At 44.8% G+C, this 15,009-nt stretch carries 14 protein-coding genes; 10 read left to right on the top strand and 4 right to left on the bottom strand.

Annotated elements, in window-relative coordinates:
* Positions 1-38: 38 nt before the first annotated feature.
* Entirely contained in the window at positions 39-524 is a 486-nt protein-coding gene (locus ACINLD_RS06065; RefSeq protein WP_026587401.1) for a DinB family protein, read from the top strand.
* A 32-nt stretch (positions 525-556) separates the two neighbouring features.
* Here ACINLD_RS06065 and yqeK read toward each other — a convergent pair whose 3' ends face one another.
* Positions 557-1,204, bottom strand: a complete 648-nt coding sequence (gene yqeK, locus ACINLD_RS06060) for a bis(5'-nucleosyl)-tetraphosphatase (symmetrical) YqeK (RefSeq protein WP_051290383.1) — start codon at positions 1,202-1,204, stop codon at positions 557-559.
* A 139-nt stretch (positions 1,205-1,343) separates the two neighbouring features.
* Between yqeK and ACINLD_RS06055 the strand changes: the two genes are divergently transcribed.
* The 3 genes from ACINLD_RS06055 (at position 1,344) to ACINLD_RS06045 (ending at position 3,014) form a co-directional block, all read left to right on the top strand.
* Positions 1,344-1,829 carry a MarR family transcriptional regulator gene (locus ACINLD_RS06055; RefSeq protein ID WP_026587400.1) on the top strand — a complete coding sequence of 162 codons (486 nt, stop codon included), beginning with the start codon at positions 1,344-1,346 and terminating at the stop codon, positions 1,827-1,829.
* 152 nt (positions 1,830-1,981) lie between these two features.
* Positions 1,982-2,575 (top strand): TetR/AcrR family transcriptional regulator, encoded by a 594-nt coding sequence (locus ACINLD_RS06050; RefSeq protein WP_026587399.1) that lies wholly within the window; start codon positions 1,982-1,984, stop codon positions 2,573-2,575.
* 13 nt (positions 2,576-2,588) lie between these two features.
* Positions 2,589-3,014 carry a DUF5367 family protein gene (locus ACINLD_RS06045; protein ID WP_026587398.1) on the top strand — a complete coding sequence of 142 codons (426 nt, stop codon included), beginning with the start codon at positions 2,589-2,591 and terminating at the stop codon, positions 3,012-3,014.
* 59 nt (positions 3,015-3,073) lie between these two features.
* Here ACINLD_RS06045 and ACINLD_RS06040 read toward each other — a convergent pair whose 3' ends face one another.
* Complete coding sequence (locus ACINLD_RS06040) at positions 3,074-4,402, bottom strand: S8 family peptidase (protein ID WP_077736654.1); 1,329 nt, start codon at positions 4,400-4,402, stop codon at positions 3,074-3,076.
* A 477-nt stretch (positions 4,403-4,879) separates the two neighbouring features.
* Here ACINLD_RS06040 and ACINLD_RS06035 point away from each other — a divergent pair, with 477 nt between their 5' ends.
* On the top strand, positions 4,880-5,431 hold the full coding sequence (locus tag ACINLD_RS06035) for a GNAT family N-acetyltransferase (protein WP_077736655.1): 552 nt from the start codon (positions 4,880-4,882) through the stop codon (positions 5,429-5,431).
* A gap of 307 nt (positions 5,432-5,738) precedes the next feature.
* A complete protein-coding gene (csaA, locus tag ACINLD_RS06030; RefSeq protein WP_026587395.1) occupies positions 5,739-6,071 on the top strand; it encodes a chaperone CsaA in 333 nt (110 codons plus the stop codon).
* 38 nt (positions 6,072-6,109) lie between these two features.
* Here csaA and ACINLD_RS06025 read toward each other — a convergent pair whose 3' ends face one another.
* Positions 6,110-8,095 (bottom strand): methyl-accepting chemotaxis protein, encoded by a 1,986-nt coding sequence (locus ACINLD_RS06025; RefSeq protein ID WP_026587394.1) that lies wholly within the window; start codon positions 8,093-8,095, stop codon positions 6,110-6,112.
* Between the two features lie 466 nt (positions 8,096-8,561).
* Positions 8,562-9,662 carry a GerAB/ArcD/ProY family transporter gene (locus ACINLD_RS06020; protein ID WP_026587393.1) on the bottom strand — a complete coding sequence of 367 codons (1,101 nt, stop codon included), beginning with the start codon at positions 9,660-9,662 and terminating at the stop codon, positions 8,562-8,564.
* A 160-nt stretch (positions 9,663-9,822) separates the two neighbouring features.
* Between ACINLD_RS06020 and ACINLD_RS06015 the strand changes: the two genes are divergently transcribed.
* From ACINLD_RS06015 to abc-f, 4 genes are all read left to right on the top strand, one after another.
* On the top strand, positions 9,823-11,394 hold the full coding sequence (locus ACINLD_RS06015; protein ID WP_077737220.1) for a spore germination protein: 1,572 nt from the start codon (positions 9,823-9,825) through the stop codon (positions 11,392-11,394).
* 42 nt (positions 11,395-11,436) lie between these two features.
* Positions 11,437-11,670: a hypothetical protein gene (locus ACINLD_RS06010; protein ID WP_026587391.1), complete on the top strand. Its 234-nt coding sequence runs from the start codon at positions 11,437-11,439 to the stop codon at positions 11,668-11,670.
* Positions 11,671-11,704: 34 nt separating this feature from the next.
* On the top strand, positions 11,705-12,904 hold the full coding sequence (locus ACINLD_RS06005; protein ID WP_026587390.1) for a Ger(x)C family spore germination protein: 1,200 nt from the start codon (positions 11,705-11,707) through the stop codon (positions 12,902-12,904).
* A gap of 323 nt (positions 12,905-13,227) precedes the next feature.
* Entirely contained in the window at positions 13,228-14,961 is a 1,734-nt protein-coding gene (gene abc-f / locus ACINLD_RS06000) for a ribosomal protection-like ABC-F family protein (protein WP_026587389.1), read from the top strand.
* Positions 14,962-15,009 lie beyond the last annotated feature (48 nt).

The raw sequence follows: 15,009 nt of genomic DNA, 5'->3' as shown, positions 1-15,009 counted from the left end.
AAAGCCGGGCAAAGATCGAATTGAACTGGAGGGTGATTATGCTAAAAAACGTTTTGCTTGAACAGTTTAAAGCATGCTATAACGAAACGACTTGGTTTGTTTGTTTTCAAACGGCCGCCGCCGGTCTCACCGAAAGTGAGGCAAGGCAAAAAGGAGCAGGTTCGGAAAATTCGATTTTGGAAATTGCCAATCATTTAATTTTTTATAATGAGCGTTATTTAAAACGGTTTAAAGGCATTCCTGTTCCGGCTTTTGCCTATACAATCGATGATACGTTTGTGAATAAGAGCGGGCTTGGCTGGGAAGAAAGCCGAAAGGAGCTGGACGGCATCTATTCCGAATGGATCGATGCGGTCGCCTCCTGCGAAGAAGAGGTGCTGACTCAGCCGGCGGAGCATGACCCGCATTCCACCTGGGCGGACATTTTATCCTTGCTCATCCTTCATAATGCTTATCATCTGGGGCAAATCGTCCATATGAGAAAACAGCTGAAAAACTGGGATGCTTCAAAAGGCGTGAACTAGCGGCTTTGCCAGGCAAGATGGCGGTTAAGGGCTCACACGTCTGAAGGCCGGTCATTTTGCCTGGGTGAAGCCTCGATTTTTGCTTTCAGATTGTGATAGGCATCTTTTAGCCAAGGATGGACAACCTTCAGTTTATCTTTTTGCTTCCACAAGTACTGAATATAAATAAACGCTCCGTTCTCCAAGGAAACATCAAGCGCTTCATGAAGCTCCTTGATGTAAGGCGGCGTTCCCGTCTGATCCCATTCTATTTTATCCGCTGAAAATACGACGAGATCGAGCGGGGAGGGGTTTTTCCTGAGCGTTGTGTGGCATTCTATTGCATTCAAAATATCTTGATCCGCCACCTGAAACAGGTCCCGCGCCATCACTTTCGACAGTTTTTGATGGATGATCATCGGAAATACCCGTTCTTCGGGAAGAATGTCAATACCGAGCGCTTCCGCTGCCGCAAGCCTTTTTTCGTTAGGGATAACGCCGCTGATGTCATGCAAAACGCCGGCAATTTCAGCTTTTTGTACAGACACATGAAAACGTTTTGCCAATCCTTCCGCCGCTTTTTTCACCCTTATCGAATGCTCAGCCGTTTTTTCGTGGTTATGGCGTCTCAAAAAATCAATGGCATCTGAACATATATCGCCTCTGCGGCGAACTTCCATCTCTATTCCTTCAATATTCATCAACATCTCTCCTTTTTACGTTGTTTCATCATTAACAAAACAATCTGCTTTTACCTTATCATAGCATTGACAAATCTGGATACAGGCCGTTAAAATATTTTGTTAACTAGAAAATAAAAGAAGGGACTGTCCATTGTCTATGTCTGAACTGACAAAACAGCTGATCTATGATATGTATGTCAAACTGCTGCACCTTAACGAACAAAAAGCGGATACAGATCTCAAAGCATTTATGAAGCAGGCGGCAGAGTCCGATGTCAAACGGCTTCCCGGGAATATGACCACAATCCATGTCATCAGCTGTATTGGCCATGATGAACCGATCAATAACACCGGTATCGCCAAAAAAATGAACCTATCCAAGGCAAACATTACAAAAATCAGTTCAAAGCTTTTGAAAGAAGGCCTTATCAAACGGTTTCAATTGACGGACAACAAAAAAGAGGTCTACTTTCGGCTGACACCGAGCGGGAAACAAGTGTTTGAACTTCATGAAAAGCTTCATCAACAAAAAGCGGAACAATTTGATCAGTTTCTCGATTCATTTTCAGAGAAAGATCAAAGCGCCATTTTGAAATTTCTTCAAGGGATGACAATTATGGCAGAATCAAATAAAAATGAGTAGCTGACCTATGTTCTTTGAAATTAACCATAATCATATTATGTAAACAAATAATTTTTGTTGTTTGCTTGAAATTGGATTGACGATACACCTATTCCATATTATAGTTAAATCACATAAGTTAGTTATATGAATAACTAAGAGGGTGAGTGTAAATGGCAAGGCCGAATGTAACATCAAAAGAAACGTTGATTGAGGCGGCAAAGCGCCGTATTGCCGATTATGGTCTGGACAATCTGACGCTAAAGGCGGTGGCTGAAGAGGCAAAGGTGACACAGGGAACGGTTTATTATCACTTCCGGACAAAAGAGCAGCTTGTGTTTGAAGTGGTTCGTGATGTTTGCCGCACGTCATGGGATCATCTGACAGCAGATGAAAAGCCCGCGGCCGAAAAAATAAAGGAAGGACTGTTATCGGCAAAGTCAAGGACTGAGAAAGACGCCTACTATCATCAGCTTTTTTTGGAATTGGCCGTTTTTGGTTTTCGCAATAAAAGGATCAACGGGCAATTAGGCGAGCTTCTTGAAGAAGAAAATACACTGTTGGCGGAACAGCTCTCTTTGATGTGGAAGCGTTCTCCTGTCGAAGGGGTTTCGTTTCGCACCTGGGGGATTCTTTTAAATGCTTTAATTGACGGACTTGCTGTTCAGTCTCTCGTGTCACCGGAATTTTCATCAGAAGAAGTCTACCGGGAATTGGAGATGGTTCTGCAGATGTTGACGGAAACAGCTTCGCGTGAAAAAAAGTAAAAGGGGAATCGACATGTTTACAGAAAAACTAGGTTTGGCTCTTGTTTTCTCTTTTCTTGTCTGGCTTGGTGCAGCCGGGTTTTTTATGCTGTTTGGCGAGTCGGTACTTGCCGAACCAGGTGAAGATACCTTTTGGTCACGTTTTCTGCTTCTTGAAGCGGGAACCTTTGTCGTTCTATACGCCATATTGCGGTTTTATCAACGAATTGATCAGTCGCGGTTCGCGGCACTTAAGCTTGGAATTTGGGGCTCTTTAATCGGTTTGTTTCTCGATGCTTTTTCCTTATGGAACCATTCGCTGATTTTCCCGGCGCTCACTAAAGGAAAGGTGATTGGTTTTGCGATATGGATGGTCTTTGCATATGCCATGTATTTAACGATACCGCTGTTGATGGAAAAATGGGGAAGAGCAGGGGGAAGACGCTTAAAGCGGCATTGATATAATAGACGCCCGCTTTTTGCAAAACGGGCGAAACACATTTTTGGTTTAAGGGTGTATCAGTCTTGGGGAACCGAACGCTCTGCGTTGACATAGCCTGCACCATAAATGTTCGAGTCCCGGTCTGTCCATAAATCAGTGCCATCCTTTAAAAGCCTTTTGACTTCATCAGGCGCAGTTCCGGGAGCCTGCTGAAGAATAAGCGCGGCGATTCCTGCGCAAATCGGTGTAGCCATTGAGGTGCCGGACAATGTCATATAATTTGTGCCGACCCGGTTTGATTTTTGCAGTTTATCGAGAAAAGATCCCGGAGATCGCAGAGACGTAATATTGGTGCCAGGAACCAGCAAGTCTGGTTTGACTTGACCGTAAATGGTCGGTCCTCTGCTTGAATAGGATGCGACATCATCATCATCGCGGCTGACTGTATCCCGGTCATCCAAAGCTCCGACTGTAATAATCTTGCGGCTGACGCCCGGGCTGGCAATCGTTTGCGCATCAGGACCGGAATTTCCGGCAGCCACACAGACGACAATTCCCGCGTCCCAGGCTGCATTGACGGCTTTGACGACGGGATCTTCCTCTTCGCTTTCATAAGGGACGGCATCTGAACCAAGCGACATGGAGATAATATCGATCGGATCTTCCGGATGTTCCTCATTAAACTGAATGCACCAGTCTACTCCTTGAATCACAGTTTCCAGTGAGCCGGAGCCCATTTTATCCAACACTTTAACCCCGATCAGATCGGCTTCAGGGGCAGGTCCGCGGTATTGTCCCGAAGAAGCGGCTCCATTTCCGGCGGCATCACCTGCGCAATGGGTTCCGTGTCCATTGTCATCATACGGCTCAGCTCTTTGATTGACAAAGTCGGCAAACGCTCTGATCCTTCCTTCAAGGTCTTGATGGGGATAAATGCCTGTATCTACAACAGCCACGGTGACTCCTTTTCCTGTCAGTGTCATGTTGTTTCTGACGACTTCTTTGGCATTGCTTGCTTCGAGTGCGACATCAAGGAGGGCTTTGACTGGCCGATTTAAATAGATTTTTCGAATACCGCTCGACTGTGACAAGAGCGATTGCAGAACAGATGGTGTGACCTCCGCGCTGCAACAGTTGATTTTGGTGAAATGGTTTTTGACTTTGTTCCGCCTCCGATTGGCCACCATCTCGTTTACAAGCTGATAGCCCTTATGATGACTGTCTTTTTCAAATTCTATAATGACAGAAAGTTTTTTGTTTTTCATCAGCATTTTTTCAAAGAAACCGTGCAGAAAACAAGGTGTCCATTTGAAAGGTTTATAGAGTCTTAACACACTTTCTCTCAAGGGACGGTCTAATTTATGGGCATTGGCCCGGACCATTTGAACCATGTAGGAACCGAACATCGAGATCCACCTCTTTTAAGATATGTCTTGTAAGATAATCTATGAATGAATGGGAGATCCCGTAAAGTTGGCTGTCCTAAAACGGCGGATAAAAAGGCTGTTCACTAGCATTCCATTTTGTGAAATATTAAAATTCTAAATATTCATAAAAAACATCTTTAGCTCTTTCAGATCATATTTAAACAAAAGTTCAATCTTATTTCGATATTCTCATCTTTCTGATTGTACCAATATATGCATGGGTGTTTTGAGAGGAAGAGGGGAATCCAAGAATTTTTAGCTCTATGGCCGTTATTTTAAATTTTTGTTTCTCATCGAAAATTGAATACATTAGGCAACCGGATGTACCCTCTCGTTTTCGATTCTGTAGCAAGAGTTGTGCTCGAAAGGGCCATATGATGGGATAAAGTGATGAGGCGGAGTCTAATGAAAGAGAGTATATAAATATTCTAATGTTAATAGAGAGAAGGAAAATGAATGAAAAAAGAATTTCCGATAATTGAAACTGAAAGATTAATCTTAAGAGAAGTCACAACTGAGGATGCTAATGATATGTTTACTTATTTATCTGATGAAGATGTTGTAAAGCATACGGGTTTGGCACCTTTCCAAAAAGTTCAAGATGTTTGGGATGAAATTAATTGGTATAACTCTATGATCACAGAAGGCACTGGCATTAGATGGGGAGTGACATTAAAAGACTTTGGAAAGGTTATAGGAAGTTGCGGATTTCTTCATATGGTTACCAAACATTATCGAGCTGAAGTTGGATTTGAATTAAGCAAAGATTACTGGGGGAAAGGAATAGCTAGTGAAGCATTGGAAGCGGTTGTTAAATTCGGGTGCCATCACTATCATTTGGAAAGGATTGAAGCTCTAATAGAACCTGCAAATCTCCCTTCACAAAAATTAGTAGAAAAGCAAGGGTTTACAAGAGAGGGGTTGTTAAGACATTACGAATATACTTGTGGTAAATTTGATGATTTATATATGTACTCGATCTTAAAAGGAGACCTCAACCTTATTTAAGGACTTTCATACAACTCATACCGGTTATATCAGTTGTATGATTATTCCGGAAAAGGGCGCGAGAATTGAACGACGCGGACTGTTTAGCAATGGAAGAGCAGGATGATAAATCCTATACCTAGTGATAAAAAATGGAGGAGACGAGAAATTCGCAGCTTATTTTAATGACAATAACGAAGGTGATGAAACAGTTGGAAAGGATCGCTGTGAGGGCCGATAAGAACGCTTGTGTTGAATCGCAATGATTGATAATCTAAAATAGAATAACGATTTTAGGACTTGTCAGCAGAGGAGAAGGGGTGTCATCATGGCAACAATTGAAGATTTTTTAAAGCTGGACATACGGATCGGGACCGTTTTGAAAGCGGAAGTGTTTGCGGAAGCGAGGGTGCCGGCCATTAAGCTGGAGATCGATTTCGGAGAAGAGATCGGCGTCAAGCGCTCGAGCGCGCAAATCACAAAGCGCTACATACCTGAAAAGCTTGTGGGACGGCAGGTAACGGCTGTGGTTAATTTTCCTCCGCGGCGGATCGCCGGTTTTAAATCTGAGGTCCTCGTTCTTGGCGGTGTTCCGGAACAAGGTGATGTGATTTTGCTGGCGCCTGATGAGGAAGCACCAAACGGCACAAAGATCGGTTAAAACAAAAAGAGGGGCTCCTGTTGGGAGCCTCTCCTTTTTTAATTGACTTTGAATTTTTTTGTTAACTCGCGAAGTTCTTCAGCCATTTGTTCGAGTGTGGCAGAAGAGGAGCTGATTTCTTCCATGGAAGCCATCTGTTCTTCCGCTGATGCGGCAATATCCTGAATGCCCGCAGTGCTTTCACGTGACACTTCCGCAATTTCTTCAACGGCTCCGGAGACTTCCCGTGACCCTGATGACAGCTGTTCGACCGCTGCGTTCAGCGTTTGCAGTTTGCCGGCAATTTCATTTGTCATATCACTGATTTGACTGAAGCTCGTTTCTGTTTTTTCAGTAATTTTCAGACCGGACTGAACTTCATGATTGACCGATTGAAACATGTTGAGAGAGTGTTCGATTTCTTTGACGATTTCCTGAATCAATGTTTCGATTTCTTTTGCTGAGTCCGCCGATTGAGCGGCCAGCTTGCGAACCTCTTCGGCGACGACGGAGAAACCTCTGCCTGATTCGCCGGCACGCGCCGCTTCGATGGCGGCATTCAGCGCAAGCAGATTGGTTTGATCGGCAATTCCGTTGATGACGCGGAGGATCGATGTAATGTCTTTCGATTTGGATTCCAGTCCTTTGACGACGCCTTCCGCTTGTTTGACAGATTGTTCAATCGAATTCATTTGCCCGACGGTTTGCTGGACGAGTTCACCGCCTGTTTCCGCGATTTCCGTCGATTTGACCGACGATTCTGTGATCGATTCAGAGACCTCAGTCATTTCGTTCAGTTTCTGATTCATCCGGCTGAGCTGGTGTGAGCTTGCTTCCACTTTCTCATTCTGGCTTTCGGCACCGTTTGAAAACTGTTCGATCGCCGAAGTGATGTGTTCTGTCGCTTTGCTCGTCTGGTCTGCGCTTGCTGTCAGCTGTTCGGAGGAGGAAGCGACATTTTCAACCGATTCCTGAATCGTGCCGATCAGGGTGCGAAGCGAGTCGGCCATGTCATTGAAGCTATTGCCGAGCTGTCCGATTTCATCATTGGAATGCACTTCGATTTGCTGTGTCAGGTCGCCGTTGCTGATATTTTTCGCAGATGAAACAAGCTGATTCAGCGGTTTGCTGATCGCCCGAATAATAAAGAAGATGAGAATTCCTCCAAGTATCACGGCTCCCGCAAATACGATGAGCGCCATGTGAAGAACCGGTTTTGCCGCGTTTGTAATTTCATCGGAAAACATCGTTCCGGCGATTTTCCAGCCGGTCAGTTTGTTTGTCGCAAAAGCCATCTGCTTGTCTTTTCCTTGAAACGTATACTTGAATTCGCCTTTTTCTTTGCCGTAGACTTGGTTGACCCAGTCGCCTTCACCTTCAGTTCCCGCTTTAATCGTCGGGTGGGCGATATATTTTTTTGAGGCGCTTGTAATAAAAGCAAATCCTTCTTTTCCGATTTTGACATCGTTCGTTGCTTTAATCAGCTCGTCGATGTTCAAGCTGAGCGCAGCCACTCCTGATCCGTCTTGAGTTTGTTTGGCGATCGTAATGACCGTGTTGCCGGTAGCGGCGGATGTGTAAGGATCGGTGACGATGATTTCGCCTTTTTTCTCAACCGCTTCTTTATACCATGGCCTTTCCGTCGGATCATAGCCGTCAGGCATTTTCGTATATGGATGCTGGACATATACGCTGTCTTTTGAGCCGGTGAAGATCGCTTCAACGTCTTGATTCTGTTTGGCGTATTGTTCAAACTTTTCTCTTAGAGAAGTCTGTCCTTTTTCCTTGAATGTTTGTTCTTGGATGACTTCACTAAAATATGTAATGGCATCCGCCTTTTTTTCAAGGTTTTGATCAATCATTTCATTCAGTTGATCAACACTGTTTTTTGCGCTTCGCATGATTTCATCTTCGATCGAACTGCCTGCCGTCATATAGGAGGCACTTGAGAAGATTAATATTGGCAGCGTTAAAATCAATAAAAATGAGATCGTTAGTCTTTTTGAAAGAGAAGGACGCTTGATCCAGTCCAATATTTTTTTCATCGCTAAAACTCCTTTGTCTAGTTTACGAAATTAATATCGGACAATTTTCACATTTTTATATCAAATTTTAAAATTTAGGATTCGAAACAAAAAACAGTTTCATTTAGACGATAAAGGTGATGGCCGTCAGTGCGGCCGAGAGCATACGTAAAGGTCAGAGTCAGAGAACGGAATTCACGCCAGTCCTAAAGCTGAAGTTTGCCGCCATAGTATAGATACATGGGCAGAATCTGGGCAGGTCATGATTCTCGTCAAAAGAACGCCTTTTAGAAATAAATCGGAGATACCAGTCTGGCTGTCGCATCTGAAAGGGGTGACCGCACCGCCAATCATACACTCGAGCATGACATCTTCTCATTGATTTCGATAAAGGTCAGCACTTACTGCAATCCCCAGTATGTCCATCATTATGGCGACACCAGTGACTAATCCAGATCATCGAATGGCTCCTTCAGCCGGGAAAATACTAATCCTGCTTGCCGGCAGCAAGACGCTTCCGAACAAAAGAGGCGATAACCAACAGCAATGGGATCATAAATGCAAACAGGGGAAAGATCGAATGAAGGGCAGCCTTTCCCTGTTCAATATGCTCGGCATAACTGCCAGCTATGACTATGGAGAGCGCCAGGGTCACCAGTCCGATTGGCAGGATGAAGCGGCTGGCTTTTTTTACATGAAATATGTCTGCCGAACAAACTACCGCTGCATATGAGAAGATGGTCACCTTCACAAAATCTCCCACCACGAGTGCGATCATCGCAACGCCTTGCAACCCTTGGATAAATCCGCCGAAATTGATCTTTTCAACAAATTTCAAAAATGGGAATGTTGACGATCCCCATCCATGTACACCTAATACTGCGATTTCCAGAATGATTGTCGCCGTTAAAACCAAACCGCTGAAAATGATGGCAGCCAGCCCAAATGCCATCCCAATTTTCTGTTGATTTAAATAAGGAAATATTGTGGTAAAACATATTAATTCACCATAAGGGAAAAAAACACGTTCGGGAAAAGCGGTGGTTACCACAGGCATCCAGCCATTTTCTAAGACCGGGAGCAAATGTTCAAGACGGATAACATTTGAACCGATGATGGAGAAAAAAGTCACGATGGTCATCACAAATATCAGCGCAAACATGATTTCACTCGCTCTTGCCAACGTCTCGATTCCTTGATAAAGGGCATAGCAAACAATAACCATCATGATCACGCTCAGGGTGAACATCGGGGTTTCGCCATATTGAAGTAGTAAAAGCTCGCTGGCGTCACGAAGATCTCTAGAGGCTCCATAAATGAAAAATACAATATATAAAAGACCGATTATAAAGCCAATGGGTTTTCCTAAAATATTTTGTATATAACGAGTCAGCAGCATATTCGGGAATTGTCTATATAAATAGTAGTAGAGGAACAATATCACGATCCCCCCTGCTAAACCAAGCAATTCCGCCAGCCATGCATCCTGTTTCGCTTCGACTCCCAATGGAACAATCAGCGCAGTTCCAAACACGAATAATACGATCAACGAAAATAGCTGGTGAGGGCTGATTTTGGCATTCTCCATTTTTCACGCCTCCGAAAACCAACATTTGTTAAATTATCATTAGTCATTAACAAAATAGGTAGATGATAAACTCCATCCTTCTTTCAGGTATAAAAAAATGGAATCAAGACAAATTAAAACCAAATACAGGAAACCAAAAAGGAAATATCAGGGAGAAGTTATGAGATTCTTTAAAAAACGCTACGAACAAGCATCGAAAGAGTATGTCGAAGATCACGTTTCCGATCAGAGGGACGGACTGCATCTCAATCTTAAAGAGAATATCCAACACGTAAAAGAAGCGCTCGGGGATAGCGACGATATTATCGTTCGGGAGTTTCGAATCGGAAAAGACGGGGATATGCGGGCAGCGATTATTTATACGGACGGCTTAATCGACGAGGCATCTGTGCAAAATTTCATACTTGAATCATTAATGTTTCATTTTCAAAAAGTCGATGTTTCTGCTGGAGAAAGCCCGTTCATCAAGTTAAAAGACTCTGTTTTGACCGTTGGTGATTTGAAAGAATTAACCGATTTCGGCGCACTTTTCAGCTCACTCTTAAGCGGGGATGTCATTTTTTTGCTGGACGGCTATTCTCAAGGGTTAACGCTTGGTATGAAAGGAGGCAAAGATCGCGGCGTAACCGAAGCGACAGTTGAAAACACTGTGCGCGGCCCAAAAGAGGCTTATTCGGAAAGTCTGCGGACCAACACAGCGCTATTGCGGCGGATTATCAATGACCACAATCTCTGGTTTGAAACAAAGAAGCTCGGCAATGTGACGAAAACGAATGTATCGATTGCCTATATTAAAGGAATGGCCAATGAAAAAGTGATCGAGGAAGTCCGGCGGCGGCTTGATCGAATTGACATTGACAGCATCCTGGAAACCGGCTATGTTGAAGAGCTGATACAGGATGAGACCTACACGCCATTTCCTACCATTTTCCATACAGAACGCCCTGATGTCACAGCGGGTAATCTGCTGGAGGGGCGAGTCGCCATTTTTGTTGACGGCAGTCCGAATGCCTTAGTGGTTCCATCCCTGTTTGTCCAATTTTTCCAGACAGCGGATGACTATTATCAGCGCGCCGATATCACCTCACTGTTGCGTTTTCTTCGTTTTATCGGTTTTTTTATCGCGCTGCTCGGACCATCACTGTACATCGCCATCACGACGTTTCATCAAGAAATGCTGCCAACGCCGCTGCTCATCAATCTGGCAGCACAGCGCGAAGGCGTGCCTTTTCCCGCTTTTGTTGAAGCGCTGTTGATGGAGGTCACCTTTGAAATCCTCCGCGAAGCCGGTGTCCGAATGCCGAAAACGATCGGACAGGCGGTTTCGATCGTGGGGACGCTTGTTATTGGAACGGCGGCTGTCGATGCCGGAATCGTCTCCGCGGCCATGGTCATCGTCGTCGCGATAACAGCGATTTCAAGCTTTATCGTCAGCTCATTTAATCTTTCGATATCCGTCAGAATGCTGCGGTTTGTTTTTATGGGGCTGGCAGCTTCCTTCGGATTGTTTGGCATCATTGTCGGCTTGATCGCCCTCGCTCTTCATTTATGCAGTTTGCGATCGTTTGGCGTACCGTATATGTCTCCGCTCGCCCCGTTTATAGCCGCTGATCAAAAGGATGCGCTTTTTCGGCTGCCGCGCTGGGGATTATTTTCACGTCCGCGTCTGATCAGCCAAAAAAACGTCAGGCGCGAAGACACCGTTCCGCCGAAGCCAAGAAAACAAAAATAATGTCGGCTTTAAGGGAAGCCGGAAAGCAAGGAGTGGTTCAGTATGCTGGTTGTTCTGGGAATTCCTCTTATAGCGGGTTTAATCATCCTTTTGGAGCTGCCGACGCTATGGAAGAAAAAACAGAAAAAAGAGATATGGGTCTTTTCTCTGCTGCTCGCTCTTGCTGTTGCGCTATGCATCACAGAGGGGCTTGGTGTTGAGCTTCCAAACCCTCTCGATTGGCTCGCTGTCATTTATAAACCGCTCGGTGATGCCATCATGACTTTATTGCAGTGAGCAGGAAGAGAAAACGGAGAAAGGTGGTTAAGGCTTGCGGAAACATATCGGTTTAGTTGCCGTTCTCATCCTTTCCGTTATTGTATTATCAGGGTGCTGGAATCGGCGGGAATTAAATCAACTGGCCATTGTCGGCGCCATGGCGATCGACAAGGCGGATGGCAAACATGTTGTAACGACTCAGGTCATCGACCCCAGTCAGATTGCAGCCAAGCAGGGAAAAGGCCAGGAAGCGCCGGTCATTACGTATAAGGAAAAGGGAGACACGATCTTTGAAGCGATCAGAAGAATGACAACCGTAACACCTAGAAAACTTTATTTTTCCCATTTGCGTGTTCTCGTCATAGGCGAGGAAATCGCTAAAGAAGGAATCGACGACACGCTTGATTTTTTATCAAGGGATCACGAGGTGCGGCCCGATTTTTTTATCATTGTCGCCAAAGATGCCAGAGCGGAAAACGTGCTGAAAGTCATGACCGGGATAGAAGACATTCCTGCAAACAAACTGTATACGTCGCTTGAAACATCGGAGAAGTCGTGGGCTCCTTCGATGACCATCACCTTGGACAAACTGATCTCTGATATCACCAGCGAGGGGATACAGCCCCATTTGACAGGACTCAAGCTGTTGGGGGATGTTAAAAAGGGGCAAGACAATGAAAATGTTCAACAAATTGACCCGGATGTCAAATTAAAATACGGCGGATTGGCGGTTTTTAAAAGTGATAGACTCATCGGCTGGCTGAATGAAAGAGACAGTAAAGCGGTGAACTATGCGTTAGGAAATGTCAAAAGCACGATCGGTGAGCAGCCTTGTCCAAACGGCAAAGGAAAAGTGGCGGTGGAGGTTGTTCGCGCGAAATCGGAACTCGCGGTCGACGTCAAAAACGGTTCGCCGAAGGGAAGCGTTCAGATCAATGTGGAAGGCAACATTGGAGAAATACAGTGCAAACTTGATTTGATGAAATCCAAAACGATCACCGAGCTGGAAAACAATGCAAATAAACGGGTTAAAATGATCATAGAAAATGCAATTAAAACAGCTCAGAAAGAGTACAAAGTCGACTTTTTCGGTTTTGGCGAAGCACTTCACCGATCAAACCCCGACTATTGGAAAAAAGTCAAGAAAAACTGGGACGAAACATTCTCGGAGATGCCGATCGATGTGAAAACAGACGTACAGATTCGACGCGTCGGGACAATCGGAAAGTCACCGCTTGAAAAAATGGAGTAATCGCTTACACGTTGACAAAGCACCTCTCTGTCTCATATACTTTATGGTAAATACAGTGAAAGGAACAGGTATAGGGGACATGAAGCAGTAATCTTATTTTCCATCGTTTTTTGAATACGAAAAAACGGAAACTTGGAGAATAGGATTAGTCTGCCCTTTTATACCTTGCATCATCTTCTTTTTCGCTGCATGTGTGTTTGCCGTGCTCGAAAAGAGGCCGGTTCATACTGCGCTTTCTCGATGCATTGATTTGGCATTTTATCCTCTCCGGGTTTCCGTGAGAGGTTTTTTGTTGTCAGCCAAAACAAACAGAGGTGAGCAGTATGACGATTTTAATGAAAATAAGAGGGTTGCAAAAAAGCTTTGGAGAGCAAACCATTTTAAAAAACATCGATTTTGAGATTTCACATCAAGAGCGGATCGGTTTGGTCGGCTGCAACGGAGCGGGAAAAACAACGCTTGCCAATATTTTGAGCGGTCATATGGAAGCTGACAAAGGGACTGTTCAAATGGACCGGACGCTTAAAATCGGCTATTTGCAGCAGTCGATTGAGTATTCGGTCAATGATTTCAAAACCATATTAACAGGGGCTGAAAGCGGGACATTATATCAACTGACAAGCCGCCTCGGCTTATCAAAGGTTCAAAGCTGGAGTTCCGAACGGCTTGGCCATATGAGCGGCGGAGAAAAGCTGAAGCTCGCGCTGGCGCACGTCTGGAAGACGAACCCTGATGTCCTGATTCTCGATGAGCCGACCAATCACTTGGATTTAAAAGGAATCAACTGGCTGCTTGATGAGCTTGAACAATATCAAGGTGCGGTATTGATTATTTCCCACGACCGCTACTTTTTGGATCAATCCGTCTCGAAAATATTTGAGCTTGAAGATGGAAAATTGCACTCTTATCAAGGAAACTATAGCGCATACCGGCGGGAGAAAGAGCGGTTGTATGAAGAACGCCTGCATCAATACGAGGTCCAGCAGAAGCATAAAAACAGGATCGAGTCACAGATTTCCACTCTGCAAAATTGGTCGCAGAAAGCTCACCGCGACTCGACAAAACAAGGGACCCAGTCAGAACGGAGGCAGGCGGGATTTAAAGAATACCATCGGGTCAAAGCTAAAAAGCTCGATAATCAAGTCAAATCAAAACTCAAGCGTCTTGAACAAGAACTTGAAAAAAACAGAGCGGAAAAGCCAAAGGATGAAGCGGCAGTCAAGTTTCAATTTTCATCTGGAGTAAAAAGAGGCAAACGGATTTTCGAAGCGAAAGGATTGACAAAAACGTTTGATGGAAGAACCTTATTCAGAGACAGCCATTTTTACATCAAGCACGGAGAGAGATTTGCTCTTATCGGAGACAATGGCTGCGGCAAAACAACGCTGGTGAAGATGCTTTTGGAGGAGGAGCCGGCCACAGAAGGAGTGTTATGGAAAAGTCAGTCTGTCAAGGCCGCTTATTTGAGCCAGGATGTCAGCAATTTAAAACCCGAGCAGACAGTGGCCGAAGCGCTGAAGCTGTCTGACAGAGACAAAATCGCAAGGGCGCGGACAATGATGGCCAATATGGGGATCAAAGAAGACCGGTTTGATCACACGATTGGAACGTTCAGCCTCGGGGAGCGGACACGGATCAAACTGGCTGGCATGGTGCTGGACGATTACGATCTATTGATTTTGGATGAACCGACCAACCACCTGGATTTGCCAAGCAGAGAACAGCTGGAAGAGACATTGCTGGAATTTCAGGGAACGATCATCATCGTTTCGCATGATCGGTACTTTACTGAAAAATTGTGCAGCAAACTGCTCGTATTTGAAAACGGCCGCGTGACCAGAGTGGAAACCGGTCTGGAAGACTACCTGCGGCGCAAGACAAAATCTCTGAGCAAAAAAAGCGGGGAAGAAGATGAAATGTTACGGATTGAAAACCGAATGACCGCAGTGCTTGGCGAGCTGGCCGGACTTTCACCTGATGAAGTGAGATACCGCGAGCTGGATCAGGAATTTTCTGAGCTTGTGAAGCGTAAACAAGCGCTTTCAAAAAAAGACTAATCAAAAGCCATTTGTCTCGTTTTTTGGGACAGATGGCTTTTTTGCGTG

It is taken from the genome of Bacillus sp. z60-11 (assembly GCF_046464135.1).
Classification (GTDB): domain Bacteria; phylum Bacillota; class Bacilli; order Bacillales; family Bacillaceae; genus Bacillus; species Bacillus sonorensis_A.
The sequence above is the reverse complement of the archived record's forward strand: the minus strand, read 5'-3'. Positions and strand labels throughout refer to the sequence as shown.